This is a genomic window from Paenibacillus silviterrae, assembly GCF_030167925.1.
Taxonomy (GTDB): Bacteria; Bacillota; Bacilli; order Paenibacillales; family NBRC-103111; genus Paenibacillus_G; species Paenibacillus_G silviterrae.
In genome coordinates this window covers 818,955-845,622 of record NZ_JASKUT010000002.1, presented here as the reverse complement: position 1 = coordinate 845,622, position 26,668 = coordinate 818,955, and the positions used below count along the sequence as shown (strand labels likewise).

The following is a 26,668-nucleotide window of genomic DNA, read 5'->3' as shown; positions in this document are numbered from 1 at the left end:
CCATTTCATATTTGGACAAACCATTACCAAACAAACTCCTTCTCCAGCCTCCGGTAGTCCCCCTCCCGCAAAGGAGCGGTATCAAACACTTGGCGTCCGCTGTATAACGGCTTTTTCTTCCCTTGCGGGGTAATGCCTACCACGTCGTCACCGCGCCATTCCGTTTCAAAGGTTTGACCCACTGCATTTTCGTTCGTTTTACGAAAGCTCAGCGGGAATGTCACGGTAATCCTCTCGCCCGCCTGCGCGGCCCCTAACAGCAGAAACTGCTTATTGACCCAGCGGCTCGGCTCCTTCCCCGTGCCCTCGACCACCTCGCCGTTACGCTCGCGGACGAATCGGATTTTCGTGAAGCCCGCCCATTCGGGAATGCGAATCTGCAGCCTCGGCAGATCGGTGTGAACGTCCAGCACAACCTTCCCCTCATGAGGCAAATAGCTGCTTACGTCGAGCCACTTGGAGCCGCGGTTCAGCAGGAAATTCACGCTGACCGCCCCGTCCTTCTCGGTGATCGTGTTGCTCCAGCCCATAAACAGCCCGCGTGTTCCGGAGCCCAGACAGCAAATTTGCAGATCGTTCGTATGACCGCGCCCTTCATTGACATCACATACAAAATCGTTAGGCGCCGAATAGCCGGCGAAGGATCCGCGCGTGCGCTCAGCCACCTTATAGAACGATTTGTTATATTTAATATCGTTCGATTTATCGTCCGTTTGCTCCACCCAGCTTAAATCGAGCAACTGCGATTCCGCGAGATGATTTCGCAAAAATCGCTCTACGATGCCCCAATATTCAACGTAGCCGCTTTTTGCCAAGGTAATCCCTGTCGCGATCAGGTCCACCAGCGAGCACGTTTCATGCTCATAGGCTTGCTCCTGCAAATCACCCGGCGTCCAGCCGAAGGCCGTACATTGGGTCAGCGCCCAGTCGTAGCATTTTTTGACCCAGGCAATCTTGGCGGCGTCACCGGTAAAAGCGCCGAAGCGAGCAATGGCGTCCAGTGTACCGAGCCGCGTGTGGAAATGGCCGCTGCGATAAGCGAGCGAATCGTTGAAGCTGCCGTCCGGCAGGAACACGCCGCTTCGCTCCACAATGAGCGCCGTGAAAAATTCGCAAAGCTCAAACGCATCTTGATTGCCCGACAGCTCGTGGTATTTCAGCAGCGGCATGACAAGCCTTCCGCAGAAGGCCGCGGGATCCGGAGCGAGCCGCAGCTGCACGGCATTGGCGGACGGCCAGCCGCCTTCTTTATATTCCGATGCCGGATAATACCATACATCCCGCTCTTTCACAGCAATCCGTTTCAGCGCAGCGACATGGCGATCGGCGGCTTCCTTCACCTTCGGATCGCCAGTTTCCATAAACCAGGTCGTCAGCGATAGAATCACTGCACGCTGGTCAATCAGATTGGCGTTGGGCTCCCAGCTTCGCGTAGGATTGATCTGCCGGTAGCTCATGCCGTCCTCCTTGAAGAAGGAGAGCAGATTGGCCCGGTACCGCTCCTCCACTTCGCGTCCGAAGGTTTCCCCGGACATGTGGCGCGCAAGAATCAATCCGTCGATCATGCGTCCGTGGCTTGACCCGTAATCCCAATCTCCGTGAGTCATATAGGCGGGCTTATGCATCAGATTCGCGGCAAAGAACGGAATGCACTGGTGATCATGATCGGCCATGCCGACCATCGCATTAATGGCGTGGGCGGCGCGTTCCTCCAGCATCAGCGTATCAGGTATGAAGCGTTTGGTCATAAGGGGGTTCTCCTCCTAAAGGAATGGCTGCGTCGATTCGGCTGCGATATTCGCCGATCGTCATGCCAACCTTTTTCTTAAAGATTTGGCTGAAATAACGGTAGTCCTCATAGCCTACCTTTTGAGCAATCTCATAATTTTTACAGTTGGACATGCGCATCAAATCCTTGGCATTTCGAATACGAACATCCGTCAAATAATCGACGAAGTTCGTGCCGGTCGCCTTCTTGAACAGCCTGCTCAAGTAATCCGGATTCATGTAACGGCTGCTTGCGATTTGGTGAAGCGACAGCGGTTGATCATAATGCGTTTCGATCAGCTTTCGAAGCTCGGCTACGATCGTCTCACTCTGCTTCTCGGAGGACCTTCGATGATGCGACAGCACGGCCGGAAGCAGCTCCTCCTCGAAGAACCTTCGCACCGAAGCGGTATCGTTCCGGTAAAGGATCATCTCCGTCAGGACGGATAGTTTCCTGCCGCATACCTCCTCCAGCAGCGAGCCCTTCGTTTGCAGCTGTTTGTTCATGGCATGGACGAGAACAACCGAGTTGTGCTGCAGCTGCTCTACCGTGTAGGCCGACTTGGCGGAAGCCTCGAACCACCGGTCAAACTCCACGGACGCAGCATCGCCATTCCCTGCCTGCAGCGCAAGCCACAGTGCATTCTCACGCTCTAAGGGATATGTGACACTCAAGGTAGAGGGAGATTCGCCAAAAAACAGGACACAGGCAGAAGCGGAAAGACTTCGGCTACGAAGCGCCTGCCGAGCTTCACGGTACGCTTCCCCTAGAAAGAGAGGATCCCGCTTGATCCGGCTAAACCCAAAGCTATAGCTAGCGTCCCCGGCGCGCCGTGTCGCGGCTTGCATGACCTGGTACAGCTGGTTCAGATCCGGCTGCCCCAGCCGGGAGGCGCAGAAGGCAATGACCGTTTCCCTCGGATCACCGGGAGAAGAGGTGGCAGTACATAAGAAGCTGCCCCCAAGCAGGAAGGGCCGGTGGCGCTCCAGCTGCTCAAGCAGGAGCGGCTTCACGGCGCGCGCCTCTTCCCAAGTATCGAGGAAGACATCAGGACGGCATACCGCAACGGCATAACCCCCAGCTTGCCAGTCCTCCGGAGGCATGCATTCATCGACTTTGCCGCTCGGCTGCACCGAATCCCCGCTATGAAGCAGGCATCGGCTGAGCCATTCCTCTGCACCGGCATGCCCCGTCCGTTGCGCTTGGCTTCGGCGTTCCAGCTCGCGCACCGCTTTGTCCAGCACAGCGGAAAGCTCCTCCCTCTTCACAGGCTTCAGGAGATAATCGTACGCTTTCTGGCGGATCGCTTCCTTGGTATACTCGAAGTCGGAATAGCCGCTGACGACTATCGTTACCGTCTGGGGCAGCGCGTGCTTCAGCAGTCCGAGCAGCTGCTTGCCGTCAAGACCCGGCATCCTCATATCCAGGAAGAGAAGCTCCGGCTTGACGGCAAGCGCCATCTCGTAAGCCTCTTCCCCGTCGCCGGCCTCTCCCGCCAGCTCCAACCCGAACCGCTCCCAATCGATCGACTGGATCAATCCGCGCCGGATCCACTTCTCATCATCCACTATCATGACCTTATGCATCCCGATCTCCTCCCTAGGCGTTCGTCCGGAGCCGACTATCCTTTCAGCGAACCCGCCGTCAAGCCGTCGATGATAAAGCGCTGAAGCAGCAAATATACAAACAGCACGGGGGTAACGACAATGACCATAAAGGCGAATACAACGCCCCAGTTCGTGCTGTACATGGTGACAAAGTTGAAGATCTGCAGGACAATCGTCCATTTGGTGCTGTCGGTCATCAGGTAGAACGGGCCGAAAAAGTCGTTCCACACCGAGACCATAACGACAATGGTTACCGTAACGAGGACGGTGAGCAGCAGCGGAAGCACTACCTGCCAATACAGCCGGAAATGGCTGCAGCCCTCCAGCAGTGCCGCTTCATCCAGCTCCCGCGGAATGGACTTCATGAACCCGACAAGGAGGAATACGGCAAACGGCAGCAGCACGGCCGTATAATACATAACAAGACTGAAGTACGTACCCCGAATGTGCAGATCGCCCATCAGCTTGATGGTCGGGACAATGGAAACCGGTACAATCAGCCCCATAATAAAGGTGTAGTAGGCAGCCCTAAGCAGCTTATCGTCACGCCGTTGAATGACGAAGGCAGCCATGGAGGCAAGCAGATTAACGCAAACGACAACGCTAAGAGAAATCAGAATGCTGTTCTTAAAGCCACGAAAAATATTGGCCTGCGAGAAGGTGTCCGCATAATTGCTGAAATGCCAGGTTGACGGCAGGGTTAATCCGAAAAGCGCCGATTCGCGGATATCCTTGAAGGAATTCACCAGAATCATAAAGAAGGGGATAATAATCACCATCGCGCAAGCCAAGGCAATTAACTCAAGGATTATTAGGCCGATTCGCTCTTTGGTCACATCTCCACCTCCCTCTTCTTCATTGCGTGCAGAACCGGGAGCCCTACCAGCGTGACAAGCAGGAACAGCATCAAATTGACGGCTGTCGCATAGCCGAACTCCCCGGTGCTGAACATGCTTCGGATGTAGGTGAAGAACACCTCCGTGGAATAGCCCGGTCCCCCCTCCGTCAGCACCATCACCATCTCGAATACCTTCATCGAACCGATCATCGAGAGCAGCACGTTCACGGTGAATGCCGGAGCCAGCAGCGGAAACTGGATCGAACGGAATTTGCTCCAATAACCCGCGCCGTCGATCGAAGCGCTTTCCAGTAAATCCTTGGGAATAAATTGAAGTCCCGCCAAATAGACGACCATCGAGAAGCCGGCTACGCGCCAAACGTCGGTAACAATGATGGAATACAGCGCGTAGTTCGGATCATTCAGCCAATCCTGAGCTAATGCCGCCAAACCTGCACCGTGCAGGATTTGGTTGACGATGCCGTGCTCGGGGTGGTAGATGGCGCGAAAAATATATCCAATGACTATCGGAGAAATAACATAGGGCAGAAAAAAAATCATTCTAAGCACATTGCGCAGCTTCAAGGCAGCATTCAGCACCATAGCAAGCGCCAAACCGGAAACGTTCTGAAGGACAGTCACGCATGCGGAGAAGATCAGCGTATTCACGAAGGCTGTCTTCAGCCGCGACTCCTCGAACAAAGCCCGGTAATTGTCAAGTCCGGTGAAGCGGATCGTGTCCGCGTTGATGTTCCAGTCCGTGAAGCTATAGTAGAACCCGATCAATGTCGGGGTGATGAAAAATAACAGAAATACCGCCAGCGCAGGAAACGAGAAATATAGCGGGTATTTGCGCCTCTCCAAGCTTCTCCTCCTCCCTTCCACCTGCGTTCTGCGACCGGGGTTCTCTATCCCCCCGGCCGCTTACGCGCTCTTTATTCAAAGCCCGGGAGACGCTTTGCCTTGCCATCCTTCTCGTAGTTCCCGGAAAACTCCTTAAGCGCCTTATCAACATCGCCGTCGATAAAGAAGGTCTGCAGCGTCTTCTGGAAGTCGGCAAAGGTTGGCGTCAGTCGGTTCTGTACGTTGACCTTCGCCTTGCCGGAATCGATGAACGTTTTGACCGTTTTCTGAACAGGATACAGCTCGCTGGTCGCATTTTGGAAAATTGGGATGCCCGGCTGGTTTTGGTAATACAGATTGACCATTTCCGGAGAGATCATGAATTTAATCAGCTCGGCCGCCTCCGCTGCATGCTTAGCCTTCGTCGGAACCATCAGCTGGTTAGGCGGCGTAATCATCGCGGTCCCTGCATCTGTTGCCGATGGGAAAGGGAAAAAGCCGATTTGATTCGAAACAAAGTCCTTGCCGAACTTCTTCTCCATCTGCGGGATGATGCCGTCCAGCATGAAGGCCATCGCAACCTTCCCCTCGCCCATCCGATTCTGCAGCTCGTCGTATGTTCCGGCAAGCGTATTGTCCTGATAAAGCCCGAGCTCCTTCAGCTGCTTCGATTTGACGAACAAATCCTTGAGCTCCGGAATGTCGGCGAGCTTCAGCTCATTCTTCTCCAGCTTGGCTACACCGGCATCTTTGATAGCAGGATCCACGTTCGAAACCCAGCCGGTCAAATAGAAAATTTGCGCCGGCCAGCCGTCCTTCACGCCTTCGTAGAAGGGGACGACACCGGAGGCCTTAAGCTTCTTGGCGATCTCAATGAGATCGGCATAGTTTTTCGGAGGCTCGACGCCGGCCTTCTTGAATACTTCCTTATTGTAAAAAACGCCATAGGCACCGGTGGCGCCGAATGGAACACCGTATATCTTTCCGGCGGACGTCGTTTGAAACTCCTTCATCGATGGAATGACACGACTCCAAACATCGGCATCCCCGGACCATTCACGCAAGGTCTCTTCCGCTCTCAGCTTCACATTCTGCTTCGTGCCGGGCTGCATCAGGAACAGGTCCGGGAAATCTCCGGTCGAGAACCGCGTTTTGATCATGTTGTCGAAGTCGCCCCCGGGCAGCGCCTGCAGCTCTACCTTATTGCCTGTTTTTTTCTCGTATTCTTGAAATATTTTTTGAAAAGGCGCTGCGTCCACCGTGTTCGCTATCACGAAGCTGAGGGTGACCGGACTTTTCGGTTTGGCCGGCGCCGTTGCCGGTGCTTGGTTGCCGCCCGGCGACGCTGCAGGCGTACCGCCTCCGGATTGTCCGCATGCAGCCAGAGCCGCCGCCATCGAACAGAGTGTAGTGAGCCTGACTGCTTTTTTCACGTGATTCATCGCTTTCATCTCTTCAACCCCTCCATAGTAATCGCTTACAAATCCATTATATGAAAGCGCTTCGATGAACCCCATTCACAATACCGACCAATGATGTTGAATATTCCTACTTTCCCCTTCCGTCCAGCTCCAGGGTAATCGTAATCCGGGTTCCAGCTCCCTTGCGGCTCGAAATATCAAACCGGTATCGCTCCCCGTAGCGGATCGCATAGCGGGTATGAACGTTGCGGATTCCGATGCCTCCCTCTTTTGACGAATACGCATGCTCATCCTGGTACAGCGGCAAACGCAGTCCCGCCCGGATGAGCTCCAGTCGCCTTTCCGACATGCCGAGCCCATCGTCCTCGACCGATAACACGAAGCGGCTTTCCTTCAGCTCCGCACCAATGCGTATCGTCCCTTTCCCGCGCTTGCGCTCTAAACCATGGGAGACGGCATTCTCAACAAGCGGCTGAAGCGTCATTTTGAGCAGCGGGAAGTCATACAGAGCCGGATCGATCTGAAGCTCGAAACCGATCCTGTCGTCAAAACGGATTCTTTGGATATTCATATAGGCACGGATCTGGACAAGCTCCTCCCCCAGCGTAACCACTTCGTCACTGCTTTTCGTATTGTATCTGAACATATCGGCCAGCGAATGCACCATCTCCCCGATCTCGTCGACCTGGTGGTAGTCGGCCATTGCTTTAATGCTGTCCAGCGTATTGTACAGAAAATGGGGATTGATCTGCGAGTACAGCACTGCCAGCTGCGCCTCCTGCAGCCGAATTTGATACACGTATTTGGTCTCGATCAGCTTCTGCAGCTCGTCCAGCATGGCGTTAAAATTCATGGCAATCCGGCCGATTTCGTCGCTTCGGTCAATGTTCGCGCGGATGGAGAAGTCCCCCCGCTTAATGTGATTCACGGTTTTATGCAGCTGAAGGATAGGATTGGTGATAAACCGGCCGAACAAAATAGACATCAGCGATGTAACGAAGAAAACGACAATTCCTGTATAGAAAGCCGCCGTCTTGATGGGATCAAGCGGGCTGAAAATTTCTTGTTTAGGCATGACGAGAACGGTCTTCCAATTCGAATAGGCCGACTTGGTGTAGGACACCAGCTTGAGGTCTGCGTCCCCGGACGTCCAGAATCGGCCGCCTTCGCCGTTCATTTGTGACAGAATATCCTGGTCCGGTCCAGCCGCATTGATGCCGCTCGAAGCGTAGACCCATTGATTCGATTCATCCAAGATCCAGATTTCGCTGGAATCCGTCAAATCGTCGTTTTGTTCAATGCTTTGAAACAGACGCTGGCTGTAATCGGCCCTGACAATAATGTAAGCGACAGGATTCGCGAAGTCGCGAATCAGGATGGAGGTCGAATAGGATGCGCCCTCTTGCGCTGCTTCCGAGTTCGGTCCTGAACGGAATAAGTGCATTTTGCCGTCCTTGGCGATGGTCTGTTGAAACCAGGAGGACTCCCGTACCTTCGAGGGGCTCTCCTCCGGAAGATGGTCGGAGCCGTTGATCAGCTCCCCGCTGCTGTAGTAAATTTGGAACCGGACAAAATCGGGGATGGGGGTGATGGTGAAGCCTTTTAGGAACAAATCGCCGAGCTGCCTTCGAAACAGAAACTTCGTCTGGTCCTCCATCGTAGCGTAAGCATTGATGCTGTCGATATATTCCTGGCTGTAATAAGGGGCAAGAAGGACGTTTCTTTTGTTATGGAACTCGTTATCCAGGTTCTTCTCCATCTGCTTAACCATCTGGGCGCTGGCGGTTTCCACCCGTTCGGCCATCGATTGATAAGAAATATAGAAGGAAAGGGTACCGACTGAGGAGATGCAAAGCACAATGATGACGAAGTAGCTCAGCAGAAGCACGGTTCTTATGCCGGAAAGCTTGGTGCGTAGAGTGTTCCACATGAATTGATATCTCCCCTTTGCTCGAAAACGAAGACAGCCGGAGCCGGGAGGCGGAGCGTGAAGGCTCCTTATCTCCCTGTCCGGACTGTTCTTATTCCATTCGTCCTTAGATCGCCGTTTGTGTTCTCGCCAGGCCGATTGGAGCAGCTTCGAACACGTAGCTGCCCGAACCGATGCGGTACCGCTCGCAGCCTTCCACTGCCTTCAGTGAACGGACTCCTTCCACAGCCGTTCCGGTTTCGAAGCGGCTGCCGTTGACGGAAACCTGCGTTCCCGGAATCCATACGGTCGCCGTTGTATTGGCAGGCACTTCCACGCTCACCTTCAATGCTCCCTGCTCCGAGAGCGCCCACTCAACCTTAATGCTGCCGTACAAAGACTCGTAAGCCGCCTTGACGGCACTCAATCGTCCGCCCGGTCTTGGCCGGATGATCGTATGCCGGAAGCCGGGCTCCGACGGATCGGCTTCGATGCCCGCCATGTAACGGAACATCCATTCGCCTACAGAGCCGAGAGAGTAATGATTGAAGGAGTTCATGGAAGGCGTCTGGAAGCCCTTCTCCTCGGTCCAGCCGTCCCATCGCTCCCATATTGTCGTAGCGCCGTGCTTAATTGAATACATCCACGACGGAAACGCCTCTTGTGTCAGAAGCGTATAGGCTGCATCCAATCGGCCGTGATCCGTTAGCACGGGAAGCAAGTAGCCTACCCCGAGGAAGCCGGTTGACAGCCTGTTACCCCGTTCCCGAATGTTGGCGGCTAAATGCTCTATAGCCTGACGCTGCTGTTCCTCGGTTAGCAGCCCGAACTGCAGGGCAAGCACGTAAACGGTCTGCGTCTCACCGTGGATCCGTCCGTCTCTGCTGACGAATGCCCCCTGAAACGCTTGAGCGATGTCGGCGTGAAGCGATTCGTAATACGCTTGGTCTGCACTTTGCCCCAGCACGCCTGCAATGTTCCCCAGCAGCTGTGTGCTGTAGGCAAAGTAGGCCGTGGCCAGCACATCGTTCGGCGTATCGGCATCAATGGAGAGCCAGTCCCCGTAGTTGGCATAATCGGGACGAATCAGGTCTTCCGTATGGTCCCGCAAGTAGCTGACCCAACGCTTCATGGCCTCATAATTCGCTTCGAGTATGCGGGTATCGCCGTACATCAAATACAGTGTCCACGGGATAACGACCCCTGCGTCTCCCCATCCGGCGTTATCGGGAGCGAACCAATTCAGCCGCGTGTTCCACATTTTATGGCGGATCCAGCCTGCATCCGGAGCAACGTCCGTAAACGCGCCGGACGGCTGCTGGCAATCGATTACGTCCTGCATGTATTTGGTGAAGAAGCGGGATACGTTCATATTATACGTTGCGGTGCGGGCAAAGATTTGCGCGTCTCCGGTCCATCCGAGCCTTTCATCGCGCTGTGGACAGTCGGTCGGCACCGAGAGGAAATTGCCCCGCTGACCCCAAGTAATATTGGAGTACAGCTGATTGATCATAGGATCGGACGTCTCCAGTTGTCCGGTAACCGGTGTATCGGAATGCACAACCTGGCCTACGATGGTATCCAGATCCGGTTCACCCGGGTAGCCGATCAGCTCAACGTACCGGAAGCCATGGAATGTAAAATGCGGCTCATACTCCTCCAAGCCCTGCCCTTTGAGCGTATACTGCTCCTGCTGTACGGCTTTTCGCAAATTTTCGAGATATAAGGTACCGTCCGGATTCTGCATTTCCGAATGGCTGATGATAATGCTTGTTCCGGCTTCCCCCTGCACCCGCAGCTTCGTCCAGCCCACCATATTTTGACCCATATCGTAGATATGGGTGCCTGCTTCCGTAGCTCTTACGGAGACGGGCTTTAAGGAGCGGGTGATCCGGACCGGAGGCTCAAGGGACGACACCAGTTGTCCGTTATAGCCTGCACGAACCTCCGGCGCTTCCCATGAGCCATCCTCATAGCCGCAACGGTCCCAGCCGTCCATTTCAAGCCGCGCGTCATAAGCTTCGCCCTTGATAAAGTCGGAGTACCTGATCGGACCGACAGTAGTTCTCCAGCTGGAGTCCGTCACGATCCGGTCGGTGGTTCCGTCCTCGTACTCGATGTGCGCCTGCAGGAGGAAAAAAGGCCTTTCGCCATACACGGCTCTGCCGAGAAATCCTACCGTTCCGGAATACCAGCCGTCTCCCACAATCACACCGAAGGCGTTATCTCCTTGAGTCACCTGCCCGGTGATGTCATAGGCCTGCACCTGAACACGGGTATTGTAATCCGTCCAGCCGGGAGCAAACCGGTCCCCGATACGCTCTCCATTCAGCCGCAAATCATAGAGTCCAAGCGCCGTTGCATACACGAAAGCACGACGCACCGGCTTCTCCAGCCGGAAGCTTCGGCGAAAATAGGGGGATGGCTGAAGCTCGGAACCGGACTGTGTCCTTCGCCCGATCCATTTGGCCTTCCATTCTCCCCGCTGTAACAGCCCCATCGACCAATAAGCGATCTCGCTCCACTCGGACGCCTCACCGTGCTGATCCCACACCCTCACCTTCCAGTAGTGGGTCGTATCGGATTGAAGCGGCTTTCCGGCATATGAGATGTGGATGGAACGGTCGGAATCTACCTTTCCACTGTCCCACATGTCTGCCTGATCTTGAGCAAGCGCTTCCTTGCTCCTAGCTACAAGCACCTGGTAAGCGGTCTGGGAAGCCGACCGTTCCGCGGATTCGAGACGCCAGAACAATCTCGGCTGCAGCGTATCGATTCCAAGGGGATTCGTCGTATATTCCGTCTGGCAAGCTACGACTTTGATCGTCATCGTAAAACCTCCGTCTCGGTTTATATTATAGAGGCTATTGACTGAGGATTCTGTAGATTCGTGGCGAACACTTCATTGGATTTCAGGAAGCCGCAGGCCCGCAAGCCTCATAGGCGAGTCGTCGTTCATCGTGATCGGTCTCATGCGGAGCTTGAATTCCCTAGTTCGTTCCGCGTCAAGTAGATAGTCATCCAATGTAGGAGCATAGCCGCAGCTATGGTTACCGATCCCGCTCTGCGCCGCATCCAGCTTTACAATCGTCTGATTCACCGGGGTCAGCTGATGAACGTGCTTCACGGAACCTAGCTGCTCCGTCGTATAGTGATGCGCGCTAATATCGAATAGAGGCAGCCCGGCGAAAAGCAAACCCTCTCCCCGTTCATTCGTCATCGTACACCAACGGACCTCCGCTTTGTTACCGTTCTCCTGCGGCTTCAGGTACGGCACGAACTGATCCCGCACGGTTCCCTCGAATACCCCGAGCTTACCGCTTTCCATTCGATCCGCGTAGCATTCATGCGGCCCTCGCCCGAACCAGCTCATCCGGTGAAAGGTGACCGGCATGGAGAGCTCCAGCCCGTACCGTGGCAGAGGAGGAAGCTTCCTCGAGGGATGGGTAATCGGGATCAGCCGCGCATCAACAAGCAATTCCCCGTTACCGTATACCGACCAGCTGATCATGGAGTTGAAGCAGGCGCCTTCCCCCTTGGCTCCAAGCCGATGCTCGGTACGGATCCGAATCAGCTGATTGCTTTGCGGTTCAATAGAAATATGCCGAAGCTCACAGATTAGCCGGTTGTAGCCCGCCTTGACCCATTCCTTGGCTAGATGAACATCGTTATCGATCGGCGCTCGCCACAGATTCACGTTAGGACCCCGGTTTAATAATTCGATGCCGCGATGAACCCATGAATCGATAGCCCCTGTCTCGCGGTTAAAGAGGATCTGGAAATCAAGCCCCTTGATCGTGAAGCCATCCTGCTGAACGCGGTAATCTAGGGCAGGCATGCCCGCTAATGCCAGCTTCGTTGCAACCGCTTCCAATTTCTTGAGAGGCACGTCGCACCAAGCTACCTCATAGCCATTCTCGGCCCACAGTGTTGTGCTTTGCTGCTTGAAGGAAAGATGGATCCAATACTCGCCCGGGGCAAGCATCTGTTGAGTCGGCAGTGGAAGGGCAACCCGCTGCTTCTCCCCCGCACAAGCGGTTAGCTCAGGCAAGGCTCCCTGTGCCGCAACTACGGCGTTACAATACAGCTTCCATTCTCCTTTCAAATGAGACAGGGGCAAAAAATCATACCGGTTATGAAGCAGAAACTCGACCTCTTCGTCCATTCGCAGAGAGAGCAGCTCGACCTTCACCGGCTCTATCACCTTCTTATACTCTAACAGTGAAGACTTGACTTGTCGATCCGGAAAGACCAGTCCGTCCAAACAAAAATGTCCGCTGTGCGGCTCATCGCCGAAGTCGCCGCCATACGCATACCATGCTTCGCCCTGCTCCGTTACTTGCCGGATCCCGAGATCGCACCACTCCCATATCAAGCCGCCAAGCAGTCTCGGATATCGGTAAATCGCATCCCAGTATTCCTGCAAATTGCCCACCGCATTCCCCATAGCATGACCGAACTCCACCATGAGAAATGGCCGCGGATCCTCCTTTTGCCCCTCCTCTATAAGAGTCGTTACGGAAGGATACATACGGCTAACCACGTCTACCACCTTGGCATCGTACGCCCGTTCGTAGAGGACTGGTCTTGTCGGGTCGGCTTGTCGAACCCATGCCGCCATTGCGTCATGATTGGTCCCATAGCCCGACTCGTTGCCGAGCGACCAGAGAATGACCGAAGGATGATTCTTGTCCCTTTCCACCAAGCGAACCATCCGGTCCACATACGCTTCCTTCCAATCCGGATGGGAAGACAGGAAGCCCTCGTCTCCAACGAAGTGGAAGCCGTGCGTCTCCAAGTCTGCTTCGGCAATGACATAGAGACCGTATCGGTCGCACAGGTCCAGCCATCGCGAATCGTTAGGATAGTGAGACAGCCGAACCGCATTGATATTGTGACGCTTCATTAGAACCATATCCTGCGTCATTTGCTCCAGCGTCATGACCCCGCCCAGTGCCGGGTGAAATTCATTACGATTGACGCCCTTCAGAGTAATCGGACAGCCATTGACAAGCAGTTTTCCCTGCGCAATCCGGACATCCCGGAAGCCTACATCGAGCCTTTTAACTTCCGCCACCTGATTCCTCGCATCGTACAAGGTGAAGACCAGCGTGTACATATTCGGTGTTTCCGCTGTCCACAAGCGCGGAGCTTCCACCGGCTCCTTATGTCGAATACTTGCCGTTTCTCCTGGGGAAAGCCGGATGATTTCCCCTGCGGATCGTTCCCACAGCATCACTTGCCCGTCCATGAGGCTCACTTCCAGGCGATATGAATCCACAAGCGCCTTTGACCTGTTGACCACATCGAGCTTAAGCTCCAGCTCCGCTTTTGTGTAATCTCCATTATCGAACCGGGTACGTACGGCCGCATCCTGCAAGCTGACCCGCGTCGTCGACAGAAGGTACACATCACGAAAAATGCCGCTCAGCCTCCACTTGTCCTGACTTTCCAAATAGCTTCCCGTTGACCACTGGAATACCTGCACCGCCAGTACATTATCGCCGCTCTTCACGTAATCGGTAATAAGAAATTCCGAATGGTAATGACTGCCCTCGCCGTAGCCGACGAGCTGCCCGTTAACCCACACGTGAAAGGCGGAATCCACCCCTTCGAACACAAGCTGCACTTCCCGTTCGAGCCAAGTGTCCTCGATACGGAATCCCGTCCGATAACATCCGACGGGATTTCTCGTAGGCACGTGCGGCGGATCGATCGGGAACGGGTATGGACAGCTGCTGTAATGAGGCCGGCCATAACCCAGAAGCTGCCAATGAGAGGGAACCGGAATCGATTCCCAGCCCGAATCGTCATATGTCGTAGCATAGAAGGATTCCGGAGCTTCGGAAGGCGCTTCCGCATAGGAGAACGCCCACTGCCCGTTCAATAGCCGATAATAGGGCGAAGCCCCGCGAGGGGTGCCCGCTTCTCCGGTGACCACGCTTTGCCGATCTGCAAAGGGAATGAACGGGGTACGAGGAGGCAACGTATTTTTCGATAGGATCTCGAGATCCTGCCAGTCTGCTTTCACTTCATTACTTGCAGTCATGATGCGGCTTCACCCACCCGGTTGAGGATGTAATGGTAACTACTCCTCCCCAGCATATCTAATGACGCTAGTTGCGGTACATAGAGGAAACCGACCTTTTATGTTCAACATCCCTACTTGCGGGCGAGCTCGAAGTCAAGGGTAAACCCGTCTGCATCCCCTTTGTACATGCGTACCTCTGCGCTTCCGAAGCACTGTCTCCAGCAGGTCGCATCCCCCAGGTGCGGATTCGCAGCCTCTCTCGCCTCCTCGCTTAAGAAGCTTGACGTGACCGTCCAGGAGCCGCTCCCGAGTTTTCTCGATTCCTTCCATTCCGCTGGAACCAGCGACTTGTCTGCAATGACTGCAGCGCCCTGCTCCGCCTTTCTCCGAAGCAGCTGCAAGGTCTTGGCAGGGACGCGGCTGCCAACCAGCAAGATCAGCTTCGGCTCTCCCAGCGCTTCTTCCGTAACGAATTCATCATAGACAAGTACATTATTGCTCGGATAGAAAAGCGGATGCAGGCCCTCCGGCAACAGCGGTTCAGGCAATCCTTGGGTTAGCGGGAAGGCTTCTCTCGGTACGGCTGCCTTCAGCTTATGTCTTGGAAAATCGTAGCCCGGGATATGCATGCAGCTGCCATGTGCGGGTATGGTGCCGTGGCTAAGCAGATGCCAGGCCTCGAAGAGCTTGGAGGTGGAGAGAGGGGCCTCCTGCTCCCTGCTTCCGAACAGCCTGGCATGCTGACCGTAATTGCTGTCGTCCGAACAGACCAGAGCAATATCGGCCGAAGCCTGCTTGTGGTCATACGACAAAGGATGCTTAGGTACGAAATCAAGGGCAAAGGCTTTCCAGACTTCGCCGAATTCGGTTAATTCGAAACCCTTCGGACCATAGGTCATCAAGGCATCGACGTTCTCGGTAAACAAGTGGGTTGGTCCCATGTAATAGCCCATGCGAAGCGCTGAAGCGAATTCCTCCGGGGAATGCCCCGGAAACCCGGACACCCTCGTGAACCAATGACCGATATCCGGCCCCCACAAATCCGCGCAGATCCACAGGTCCCTCCCGTACTGCTTCGCCGCCCCGAGCGCTGTAGACAGCTGCAGCGGCTGGAACGATTCCTTCATTACCTTGGGACAAAGCGTCATCCCGCCGCGGGCGGCAACATGGAACAAGGTTGGGAAAACCTGCTCCGAGATCAACGCACCCGACTTTGGCGTTGTATCTAGAGGCGACAACAGCTTTTCGACGTGCTCGACGCGCTGAGCGATGACGGAAGCCATCCGCTCGGCCGATGCCTCCAGAGTTAGTCCCGTCATGCTTCCCCAATGCGGAAGCCAACGATCCTTGCGATATTGACCCGCGTTGATCTGCAGATGCTCCGGCTCATCGTAAAGCAGCCCGATCAGCTTACCCGTTCGGGCTACCTCAAGGAGGGGACCGTCGGTCACATCATACCGGTTCGTTCCATCTACCCATGGACCGTTAATATTGCCGTACTCGTTACCGAGGCAAACCTCCATGTCATAACGGACCATGTCCTCGAGAAGCTCGGAATGCCCGGTCAGCCCTTCTCCGTCCGGAAACACATGATGAACATAGAAGTCGGCCCCGAGCCTCTTCATTTGGGATACGAATTCCTCCCTGTCCGGCTTCGGGTCCTGGGATGGATATACCATCCCGGTTCCCGTCCGCATCAATCGATCGGAGGCTTCTCCTGCCCAAGGATCCAGGAAGCCTAACACCGTACCCTGCAGGCCCAGCTTCGTCTGCCGCCCGGGCGGCTGTTTCTCTTTCATGAAATAACCTCCGCTTTGGAATGGTACTTCTGCGGCTCATAGAGCCAGTCAAGCGTTTCCAGACTCACATGATGATTTCCAATGGTTCTCGGCCGGAGCATCTGGTCCGCCGTAATCACGCCAAGCACAACATAAGCGCCTTTACCTAATACAAGGGTATGCCGGCCAGGCTCATATTGTAAAGCATGAATATTCACGGAAGGATAAGCATATACCTGCAATCCGTTCGTAAGGATCGGGCTTAAGCCTCCCCGGTCATCGGCATGGGTGTTCGTTTCCAGATCCGGGACCTTAAGCCACTGGGAGTCCGAGGAATTGAAATATCCGATCAGGATCCGGGAGGGCGCTTGGAACTCAACGTCCAGGCTGATGCCTTCGCCGGCAGCCGCCTTTTGACTGAAACGAACGCCGGTCAGCCCCTCGATTTCCTCCGCATGATTCGTGATAAACAGATCCCCGTCGGTAAACACTGTGGCACGCTTCTCCACCCGATAAGCTTCCGCCCCTTGCGTATGGAGAAGGAACGGCGCAGGCGCATACGGTGTAATTTCCTCGAAATCCTGAAGCGCTTGAGGCAATATCCCCTGCTTCAGCTGACGCACATTCTCCGCTAAATTCCGGTACTCGGCTTCGTAATAAGGAAGACAATCACGCCAATGCCCAAACGTCTCCCCGTTAGGGAACGGAACCTTGCGCTGCGGCGTCTGCATGCTGTTAGCATAGAGGTAAGTGCCGTCCGTCAGCTCGGCGAGCTCCCGATAGCTGGCGAGACTTTCATCCAAGAAGGCAACGGCCTTCTCCAGGTGCTCTACACCGCTCAGAAATTGTCCGTTAACCGTATGCTTATACGTAAGCACTTGGATTGCAGCCCGAATCTTTTTCGTGTAGGCGAACACCATGAGCCGAATCGCTTCGATGTCGGAGGCAAGTCGTTCGACCTCCTCACGTTGGCGGCTCACACGCTCTAACGCCTTTTTGATGGAGTTCGACGCATGGACCGCGTGGCGTTCCACCTCCTCGACAATGTCCATCGGCGTTTCTCCCACATGGGGCTGCCCGCTAAACTCCCTCAGCACATACTCCTCAAGACGCTCCCCTTGAGCGGATTGGCACTCCCACAGCTCCTTCCACGGAAGGTATCGCTCGGGATTCGTCAGCTGGCTCATGGTCATGCCAAGGCTCATAGTCTGCCTGTTGCCTTCCGTAATGCCGAACCGGCGAAGCAGCTTCGGTGCGCATTGTCCGGACGCCTCATAGGCTTCCAGAATCGCCTCGGCCGCTTCCTGATCCTCATAACGCTCGGCAAGCACCCCGGTCCAGTACACGCGCTCCAGCTTCGGATCGCGGTCGGGGTTCCACGCATACCGGAACCAGGCGGCATACCAGAGCCAATCCCGGTCAATTTGGCGGAGCCGCGGCGTGGTCTTATCCGGAGAATACGGCCAGTCCCAGAAGAAGAGCGGATACAGATGAATTCCATTCGATCCTAGCCGATACTTGGCGGCCTGCATGCATTTATGGATAAAGGAAGGCGCTCCGAAGCGAAAAGGCTCCAAATTAGCAAGAATATGAACATTAATAATGTGTATCGAATCAAGCGAGCTCAGGTGCCGATGAATCTGCTGCCAGCGCCCCCGCGGCGTATAAGTAGTGAGCGACTCTCCGTTGTATTTGGCTTCCGTATACAAATTCGAATATAACGGAAGCGACTCCGCCATGACCTGCTCGGCAGGGATGGCGTGGGACCGGAGGATAATCGGAGGCTTTTCCTTCAGGTTCAGCTCCTTCAGCCCTTCGTTTACCCCAGGAAGTATGGTTTGCGTAAACCACTCCACGCCGTACACATGCCCTTGCAGAGCTTCCCCTAAGCAAACCATCAGGCCGACATTCGGAAAGCTGCGGACAAAGGCCGCAATCGATTTCCGATAATAATCGGCGGTCAGCGGCAGCGGCTTCGGCTGATGCAGATCCAGCCCGTGCTGCTGCGCAAAGGGCAGCGGAATATGGATGTTGTAGAAGTTAAGCACGATCCATATGCCCCGTTTGTTCGCTTCCTCCGTCACCCAACGAAACGTCTCCACATTCAGCCTGAATTCCTCTTCCGTCACCTCCAGCGCCTCCGGGTATTCATCCAGCTTGACGAAGGACGAGAACGGATGTCCCGTCCATAAATAGATGACGTTGCAGCGCTGCTCCAGCAGCATATTCAGGAAATCCTCCCAGAGCGAGCGGTCGTAAAACCACGCAAAGCGTTCCGGGGTAACCGGATACTCATAGGTCCTGCGCGGAGGCTCTACCTTGGTCTTTTGGAGTCCGATCGCCGGACCACGCAGAGCGAAGGAAGGTGCGTCCGAATAGGCCAGATCCTGAGGGAGCTGCCCTCCCCTTCGGATAAGGTCCGCCAGCTCTAGACAGCCGTACAGAGTGCCGCTGTCACTGCCGCCGCAAACGACAAGGAGCTGGCCCGGGAGAGAAGCTAGATAATGGCCTTCACCCTCCGGCGCCCGGGTATGGTAGCACAGCACCTCCTGCTCCTCCAGCGTACGGATCAAGTCAGATTCCGTCCGGTTGGCGATGTAAATTTTCCAGCCCTTCCGATCACGGTACGTATCCGCCGTCCAGGGCTCGTCGACCTGGAAAGCCAGTCCCTGCTCCCGAAGCGCTGCCGTCAGCAGCCCGACTCCGTATTCGACTCGCAGCGCTGCGTCTTGCTGTACCGCCAGATGGATCATTCCCATGGTTCAGAGCTCCTTTACGTGTCTTTATTTCAATTTTAAAAACAGCTCGATAACCGGTACCGTGACATTCGGTTTTTTGACGGGTACGGTTAGTGTCAGCAAGTCCGCGCTTCTTCCCTCACGGAAGGCTCCCTCCGCCATTGAGCTTTCCCGCGCTCCGTGCGTCATCCGAATTTCGGAGGCGTCATTCAGCAGCTGAGCATACTCCACCTTGTCGGCCAGCCCCTCCAAATGGATGCTCTTGAAAGGCCAGCTGTAAACGTGCAGGTACAAACGGTTGGTCTTGGGATTGTAGGTATAACGGCAATCCTGGGGACAAACGAACGTTTCCGGTGCCGATGTGCAGCCGTAGATGGACCCGCTGTGCCGCCTCATCCACTCGCCGATGCCCTTCAAGCGGTCAAGCGCTCGTTCGTCCAGCTCTCCGCGTCCCGTGGGTCCTACGTTCAAGAGCAGATTGCCGCCTTTGCTCACATTGTCGATCAGCATCTTGACGAGCACCTCGACGCTCTTCCAGGTTTCTTCGTCCCGGTAATAGCCCCAGGAGCCGCTGAAGGTATGACAGGCTTCCCACACCACGGGTCTCCCGTCGATCTGCAGGGCGGATCGGGGCTGATATTGCTCCGGCGTCGTAATATCTCCAGGGATCTGTAAACGGTCGTTCAGCAAAATATGCGGCTGTAGCGACCGAATCAGCTTCACCAGCTTCTCACTTTGCCAGTCGTCCTTGCCTTTGCCCGCAAAGCCTTCCTCCGCTGGAATGGAGAAATCATAGAACATTAAGTCTATCTTGCCGTACTCCGTCAGCAGCTCTTGAGTTTGGTGGAGCATATAATCCACATACCGCTGAAACTGACGCTGTTTATCCTGCTCCACATAGGCAGCGTTATAACGCATCGGATGCTTCACATCGACGGTATAATGCGGATGATGCCAATCAAGGAGGGAGTAGTACAGCCCCACCTTCATATCCCGGCTGCGGAAAGCATCCACGAGTGGGCGCAGAAGGTCCCGCCCTGCCGGCGTATGGGTAGCCTTGTAGTCCGTATGCTTCGAATCCCAAAGGCAGAAGCCCTCGTGGTGCTTGGTGGTCACAACAAAATATTTCATGCCGGCATCGCTTGCCGTTTGCGCCCAAAGCTCGGGGTCGTACAGATCCGGGTCAAAGCGCTTGAAGTATCGATCATACTGCTCATTTGACATGAACTCCCGGCCCTTCAGCCATTCATGCCTCGCTCCGAGAGCATACAATCCCCAGTGGATAAACAAGCCGAACCGGTCATGGACGAACCAGTCGGAGTTTCCCCTTAGCGGTTCGGTGCTAGCCTCAGTTTCATCGATCATGAACGGAAGCCTCCTTTATTTCCAATATTTTTTATAAATGTCTCCTACCTTCTGCAAGCCGACCTTATCCAAATCCTTCAGATAGTTGTTCCACACCTCATCCTTCGACACATCCAGCATCCCCATAACCGCTTTGGTGGCAAAAGGATACACCACATCGTTGATTGCGCTCATGGTTGCGTTAACCGTACCTGATTCTTCCTCTGTCAGCGGAGCGACCTTAGGGGTAACATAGGGCAGCTTCTCATAGACGGCCCAGGCTTCCTTCGATTTCTGCGCAAGCTTATCGCCCTTCAACGCCTCGGAGCTCTTGCTCAGGAACCAATCGAAGCCATATTCCGTAGCGACCCGCTTGCGGTCGAAGCCCTCCTTGTACCCTATGATTCCCTCCTTCTTCTCGTACGTGACATTCTCGATTCCCATCATGTGAAACAGCTGGCCTTCCTCTGTCGACGACCAATCGATATACTTAAGAAGCTCCTCCAGCTTCTCTGGCTGCTTCGCCAGCTTGCTGCTGAACACCGGCCCGAAGAGAGCCACCGGGATGGCACGGAATTCGAGCCCCGGCTGAGCTCCCGCCTGCAAATGCGATCTGGAGTAATCCCAGACGACCTCAGGCTTGCTCTTCATCTTCTCAGTCAGGTCGGCCACCTGCGAGACCCATTGGAAGTCGATCAAATATTTGCCGTTCAGTCTCTTCTCCGTCCACTGCTGCTCCGACAAAGTAGCAAATTCCTTATCGATCAGCCCTTCCTTATAGAGCTTAGCCAAATAGATGAGCATATCCCGATGCTTCTGGGTAGCAGCCCCGAACACCACCTGATTGCCCGCATCCGGGTCATTCCAGAAGCCCGCCCAGCCGTCTGCGCCGCCTAAGTCCTTAGGCAGACGATATGCGTTCTGGAAGCCGCTCATCAGCGCCTTGATGCCCGTATTTCCCGAGCCGCCGCGAACTCCGATACCGGCAAAATCGGGCTGAGCCGCTTTCAGCCTTTTCAAAGCTTGATACAGCTCCTCGGTAGTCTTCGGGAATTGAGCAATTCCGGCCTTGTCGAAGACATCCTTGCGGTAAATCCAAACCATCGGATCGGATACACCGTTAATAGAGGGCAGCGTATACAGCTTGCCGTTGACACTGGAGAAGTCGACCAACAGCTTCCATTGCTCCTCGGTAAACAGCTTCCGATAATTGGGCAGCTTGTCGATGTAATCCCCAATCGGCAGCAGATACCCCGAGGCGGCCCATTTTTTCACCGTGTTGAAGCTGTTCATGTTGGGAATGAAGTCCGGATAATCCCCTGACGCAAACATGACATTGTATTTTTCCATACCGGCCGATAGAGGAATGGATTCGTATTTCCACTTCATGCCAAAACGTTTCTCCACTTCCTCAATGTAAGCGTTCGGTATTTTGTTAGGTGCGTATTTGTTTTGGCTGGCCACCGTAATTTCAACGGGCTTTTTCTCCGTACCGTTAGGATGGCTTCCCGGAGAGCTGCCATCCTTACCCGTTGGCTCCTGATTTGAATTGCATCCGGCAATCATCGTCGACAGTACCGCAATCAGGCTGATGGCCGCTATCCATGGTTTGTTACGCTGCATAATCCTACCCCTTTACATGAAATTGGTTGATGCGACATGCAATCCCTTAGCCCTTCAACGATCCGATCATGATGCCGCGAACGAAATATTTTTGAATAAACGGATACACCGCAAGCATGGGCACAATCGATACGACTAAGGTTGCGTATTGAACGCTTTGGGGCGTGAGATCAGACTTCAGGTCCTTTGCCAGCTCTACGTTGCCCTGCGCCGCCAAAGTGTCGGCCAGTGTGTTCTGCAGCACGATTTCCCGTAAGATGAGCTGAAGCGGATAATGGTCGTAGCTGCGAAAATAGAGAAGCGCGGAAAAGTAGGAATTCCAATGGGAGACGGCGTAGAACAAGGCAATGGTTGCCACGCCTGCCTTCGATAAGGGCAGTACGATGCTCACAAGACTCTTCCATTCATTGCACCCGTCGATCCGCGCGGCCTCTTCCAGCTCCTTGGGGAAATTTTTGAAAAAGGAAATCATGATGACCAGCCACCAGGAGCTGATCAGCTGGGGAACGATGACGGACCAAATGGTATCCATTATTCCGAGTGACTTGACCAGAAGAAACATCGGGATCGTGCCGCCGCTGAAAAACATCGGTAGTATGGCCAGAGCCATGAAGAACGGTTTGAACAGCAATTCCTTCTTGGCTAGTACATAAGCGGTAACCGTAGTAATTATCACGTTCAGCAGGGTTCCGACCGCCGTAATAAGAACCGAGTTCAGAAAGGATCTCGGCACATGCACATTCTCAAAGAGGATCGTAAAGTATGCTTGCACATTCACGCTGACGGGCCACAGCCCTACCTTGCCTTCACTGATGGCTTTGGGGTCGCTTAACGAAATGGAAAGCACATGGAGTAAAGGGAGCAAGGTAATGAGCAGCACCAGAATCATGATCGTGTGGACAACCAAATCAAGAGCCTTCGAGCTCCACGTCGTATCTCTAACCAAATGTTTCACTCCTTTCCCTTGTGTGTAGGCAGCACCGGGCTACCAGAGACTTTCCTCAGTAAATCGCCTGGCGAGATGGTTCGCTGTTACTAGGAAAAGTACGTTGATTACTGCGTTGAATAAGTCTACGGCGGCCCCGAAGCTGAAGTTCAGCTCCACCAGACCGCGACGGTATACGTACGTGGACAGCACATCTGCGGTATCGTAGGTCAGCGGCGAGTACATCAGGATGATTTTCTCAGCACCGACCTGCAGCACGCCGGACAAATTCAAAATCAGCATAATGATTACGACGGGCTTGATCGCGGGGAGGGTGATATGCCATATTTGCTGGAGCCGGGTCGCTCCGTCGATGACCGCTGATTCGTATTGATCCGAATCCACCTTGGACAAGGCTGCAAGGTAAATCACGGCTCCCATGCCCAGCCCGGTCCAGATTCCGGAACCAATGAACAGCGTACGGAACCATTCCGGCATGGACATAAAATAGACCGGCTCAAAACCCAGCTTTTGCAGCACTACGTTCACAATGCCATCTCCCGGCGAAAGCACCATCTTCATCATTCCGACCACGGCGACAACGGAAAGAAAATAAGGGAGATAACTGATGGTCTGCACGAAGGACTTGTAGTATTTGTGTCTCAGCTCGTTCAGCAGCAGTGCAAATAAGATGGGAGCCGGGAAGCCGAACACAATGGAATAAAGCCCCAGCAGAAACGTATTCGCCATCAGCTTTCCAAAGTGCGGCCCTTGAACGAACTGCTTGAAATGATCCAAACCAAGGTTTCCCGCCCAAGGGGAGCTGATCAGCGCGGATAGGAAGCTCTGCCCCTCCTGCATCTTAAAGTTCTTGAAGGCAATGAGCACGCCGTATAGGGGAATGTAGTTAAAGATAATGAAATAAAGCACACCGGGCAGCAGCAGCAGCAGCAGTAATCTTTGTTTCTTCGCTCTAGTCAGGCAGTCGGCAAGCCAGCGGCTTATCCACCGCGGACGGGCCAGGGCGGAACGGGAACCCGTTTCATGTACCATGCTCATCTCCTGTCTCCTCCAAGCATCAAATGTGAAAGCGCTTAAACCAAACGTAAAGGATGCGAGCGCTTTCGTAAAGGAACAGTTCATTCCCCTGCATACCTTTCTTCCTAACGACTGAAACCGCGGTGCTCGCGGCACCTTCACCTTTGGCTGGGTCCCTGCAATGGCGGGTTAAGGTACCATTCTTTAGCAGCAGCACACCTTTCTTTAACGATACGGATGCAGCATTATCTGGCCTCATCCTCTCGGGTGAACTCCATGCTTGGCGCGGCCGTTGAAAGGGCCTGTTCAGCTTCGAACGGAACAACATTCCATGGCCATTTGCCTCGTTTTCAGCCATTGTGAGTTTTCAAAGCTGCCTATTCTCACAAATCTTTTTCTGAGCTTCACTTGGGTTCGTGGATTTCTGCACTTTTGCACCTTTGCATCCCTTGTTGGACGCGTGACGGAATTCTCATGGACTACCTCCAACCATTCATGTTAAAAAGCCTTGGCATGCGGGGTAATTCCCCACTTTGCTACCAAGGCTTTCTATCTTTGTGAGCTAATGCTCAGCAGCACGAATTGTTTTTCTATAGGAGGTCGGCTGGATGCCAACGACCCTTTTGAACGCCCGGCGAAACGCTTTATCGCTATTGTAGCCGACCTGTACGGCAATCTCTTGGATCGGTAGCGCCGTTTCCATCAGCAGACAACATGCCTTTTCAAGTCGAAGCTGCTCTAAATAATCGGAGAAGGGGATGCCGGACTGGTCCTTGAAGAAGACGGAGGCCGCGCTTTCCGACAGCCGGAACCGGTCGGCCAGAACCGATAGACTCAAACTGGAATCGGTAAAGCCCGAGTTCAACATCCGCTTCATCTCCTCGAACAGCTCTACCCGCTCCATCGATTGCTGCTGGTTCGCCATTCGTTTGCACATAGACCTGGCCAGAGATGCCAGATGGGAGAAGTCAAACTCCCCTTCCTCCTCCATCCGCTCCAGCGCCTCCACTTCCTCCCGGAATGGACAGGTCCCGCCCTCCGGCTGGTCGGAAAGCTTGTATAGCGTGCCTCTGATTTCATAAAACAGCTGCCGTTTCTTGCTGAGAGATAGTTGGCGGTACTCCACGTTCTGTACTTCAATCTGCTCGAGCACAAGATCGAGCCCATTCCTATCGCCTGTTTTCACCAGATTCATAAGCTTCAGCTCAACATCCAGCGGATAATAATAGGACGAGGAGCTGCCAGCCATCGCTTGAAACCATACCACACGATGAAGGTTCTCCAAGAGACGCCCTTCCACCGCCTGCTCCGCCTCCTGGTATGATTTGCACAGCAGCAAAGGATCATCGCAGATGGATCCGACCCCTATAGCCGTCGTCAATTGAAGCTCGTTCCTAAGGTGCTCCTGCCATTTCGACAGCCCGCAACTGATGTCCTTGGCGGCTTCGGTTACTCCAAGCCGTTCCTCCACCGGGATCACAAGGACCAGCTTGCCCCGCCTTATTTCATGGAGATGGCCCTCCTGCTCCGGACAGCAGGTAAGAAGCTTAGCTCTGTCGTATCGAGCGACATCGAAAGCATATGTGTCCACTTCCCCCCGCTCACTCGTGGCATGAATCCTGATGACGGCAGCTGTATATCGCGTTTGCTGGTCTTTCAGCTGCGCTTGGGCCGCGTGCGCCTCCCATTCCTTGAAGGAATGGAACTCTCCCCTCAACCATCTTTCAATGAAGGATCTCCTCAAGAAGGGCAGCTGCAGCTTCATGATGCCGTCGAGCTCCTTCACCGATAACAGAAGCTCTTGTAGAGGCTTGTTGTTTGTATAAGATAAGTACAGTGCGACAAGGCTCCCGATGAGGAGGGCGAGCAGAACGAGAGTCCACGTAATCCTTTTGATATAGCCGGCTTTCTCCATCACCAGCTCAGAGGGAAACGCCGCGACATAGGTCCATCCGTTCTGTGCGGAGGTGGAATAGGTGACCAGCATACTTTGCTCATGGATGGTTTGGAAGGTGTATCCGTTAGCGGACTCTTTCGGCAAGGTAAGCAGCTCCCAAGGTCCGCCTTCCCCATGCAAGGAGGAAATGATTGTCCCCGCGGAGTCTTGAATATAAGCAAAGCCATGATCGCCGATCACGAGTCGTTCCAGCATATTGGTAATATGACGCTGGTTCAAGTAGACGACGATAGCGCCTTCCTTCTTAATTGAGTAGCCTGCCGGCAGGGGATTCACATAAACCAGACCGCTGCGGCTCTGCCCGTTCACCGTCAATTCCTCGATGCTGATATACCGGCTCTCCCGGTTCGACTCGCCCAGCATATCTTGCAGCCATCCCTCATACGGCGAATTATTGAAGCGCAACGGCAACTCTGACACACTGCTGACGGTTTCCGGAGAAACAATATAGCGGCTCCGGTCAAAATAAATGTGCACATCGGTTATCAGCTTATTGAATACCGTCTTTCTCAAGCCGGTTCGCAGCTGAGCCAGCTCGTATATCGATTCCGCGGTTAAAGGCGACTTGGCAGTCTCCATCAGCAGCTGTGTCCGACTGTCGATCGACAATCGCGAGACCAAATCTTGAGTTTCTTCAAACAGCCGGTCCATCGTGTCTTTGCTTTGCTCAAGGACGGAGAGGTTCAGCTGCGCCGCATCGTTTCTGACGACGTCTACCGTCCGGTTATACGCATACACTCCAACGAGAATGGGAATTAGCAGGATCACCAGATAGGACAGCAAAAAGCGGTAAAACATCGTCTGATGCCGACTCACAGCCTTCCTCCCCTCCTTTTCGCGGCCAAGCT

Annotated in this window: 15 protein-coding genes; all 15 read right to left on the bottom strand. The window is 54.3% G+C overall.

Translation table 11 applies throughout. From position 1 onward, the window contains the following. Positions 1 to 23: 23 nt before the first annotated feature. Positions 24 to 1,748, bottom strand: coding sequence for a glycoside hydrolase family protein (locus QMO62_RS27165; protein ID WP_284645630.1), 1,725 nt, complete (start codon positions 1,746 to 1,748; stop codon positions 24 to 26). After that, positions 1,726 to 3,354, bottom strand: a complete 1,629-nt coding sequence (locus QMO62_RS27160; protein WP_284645629.1) for a response regulator — start codon at positions 3,352 to 3,354, stop codon at positions 1,726 to 1,728. Before QMO62_RS27160 ends, QMO62_RS27165 begins: the two co-directional genes overlap by 23 nt. Before the next feature lie 35 nt (positions 3,355 to 3,389). After that, complete coding sequence (locus QMO62_RS27155) at positions 3,390 to 4,211, bottom strand: carbohydrate ABC transporter permease (protein WP_284645628.1); 822 nt, start codon at positions 4,209 to 4,211, stop codon at positions 3,390 to 3,392. Continuing rightward, positions 4,208 to 5,077: a carbohydrate ABC transporter permease gene (locus QMO62_RS27150; RefSeq protein WP_284645627.1), complete on the bottom strand. Its 870-nt coding sequence runs from the start codon at positions 5,075 to 5,077 to the stop codon at positions 4,208 to 4,210. The genes QMO62_RS27155 and QMO62_RS27150 overlap by 4 nt, the downstream gene beginning before the upstream one ends. A gap of 71 nt (positions 5,078 to 5,148) precedes the next feature. Then, positions 5,149 to 6,507, bottom strand: a complete 1,359-nt coding sequence (locus tag QMO62_RS27145; protein ID WP_284645626.1) for an ABC transporter substrate-binding protein — start codon at positions 6,505 to 6,507, stop codon at positions 5,149 to 5,151. Positions 6,508 to 6,604: 97 nt separating this feature from the next. Then, positions 6,605 to 8,407 (bottom strand): cache domain-containing sensor histidine kinase, encoded by a 1,803-nt coding sequence (locus tag QMO62_RS27140; protein WP_284645625.1) that lies wholly within the window; start codon positions 8,405 to 8,407, stop codon positions 6,605 to 6,607. A 106-nt stretch (positions 8,408 to 8,513) separates the two neighbouring features. Then, positions 8,514 to 11,216, bottom strand: a complete 2,703-nt coding sequence (locus QMO62_RS27135) for a family 78 glycoside hydrolase catalytic domain (protein ID WP_284645624.1) — start codon at positions 11,214 to 11,216, stop codon at positions 8,514 to 8,516. A 72-nt stretch (positions 11,217 to 11,288) separates the two neighbouring features. Beyond that, positions 11,289 to 14,435 (bottom strand): glycoside hydrolase family 2 TIM barrel-domain containing protein, encoded by a 3,147-nt coding sequence (locus QMO62_RS27130; RefSeq protein WP_284645623.1) that lies wholly within the window; start codon positions 14,433 to 14,435, stop codon positions 11,289 to 11,291. A 113-nt stretch (positions 14,436 to 14,548) separates the two neighbouring features. Further along, on the bottom strand, positions 14,549 to 16,216 hold the full coding sequence (locus QMO62_RS27125) for a hypothetical protein (RefSeq protein WP_284645622.1): 1,668 nt from the start codon (positions 16,214 to 16,216) through the stop codon (positions 14,549 to 14,551). Continuing rightward, on the bottom strand, positions 16,213 to 18,954 hold the full coding sequence (locus tag QMO62_RS27120) for a hypothetical protein (protein ID WP_284645621.1): 2,742 nt from the start codon (positions 18,952 to 18,954) through the stop codon (positions 16,213 to 16,215). Before QMO62_RS27120 ends, QMO62_RS27125 begins: the two co-directional genes overlap by 4 nt. A 24-nt stretch (positions 18,955 to 18,978) precedes the next feature. Next, a complete protein-coding gene (locus tag QMO62_RS27115; protein ID WP_284645620.1) occupies positions 18,979 to 20,298 on the bottom strand; it encodes an alpha-L-fucosidase in 1,320 nt (439 codons plus the stop codon). A 15-nt stretch (positions 20,299 to 20,313) separates the two neighbouring features. After that, complete coding sequence (locus QMO62_RS27110) at positions 20,314 to 21,900, bottom strand: extracellular solute-binding protein (RefSeq protein WP_284645619.1); 1,587 nt, start codon at positions 21,898 to 21,900, stop codon at positions 20,314 to 20,316. Between the two features lie 46 nt (positions 21,901 to 21,946). Next, on the bottom strand, positions 21,947 to 22,846 hold the full coding sequence (locus QMO62_RS27105; RefSeq protein ID WP_284645618.1) for a carbohydrate ABC transporter permease: 900 nt from the start codon (positions 22,844 to 22,846) through the stop codon (positions 21,947 to 21,949). A gap of 39 nt (positions 22,847 to 22,885) precedes the next feature. Continuing rightward, positions 22,886 to 23,884: an ABC transporter permease gene (locus QMO62_RS27100; RefSeq protein ID WP_284645617.1), complete on the bottom strand. Its 999-nt coding sequence runs from the start codon at positions 23,882 to 23,884 to the stop codon at positions 22,886 to 22,888. A 541-nt stretch (positions 23,885 to 24,425) separates the two neighbouring features. Further along, on the bottom strand, positions 24,426 to 26,636 hold the full coding sequence (locus QMO62_RS27095) for a helix-turn-helix domain-containing protein (RefSeq protein ID WP_284645616.1): 2,211 nt from the start codon (positions 26,634 to 26,636) through the stop codon (positions 24,426 to 24,428). Positions 26,637 to 26,668 lie beyond the last annotated feature (32 nt).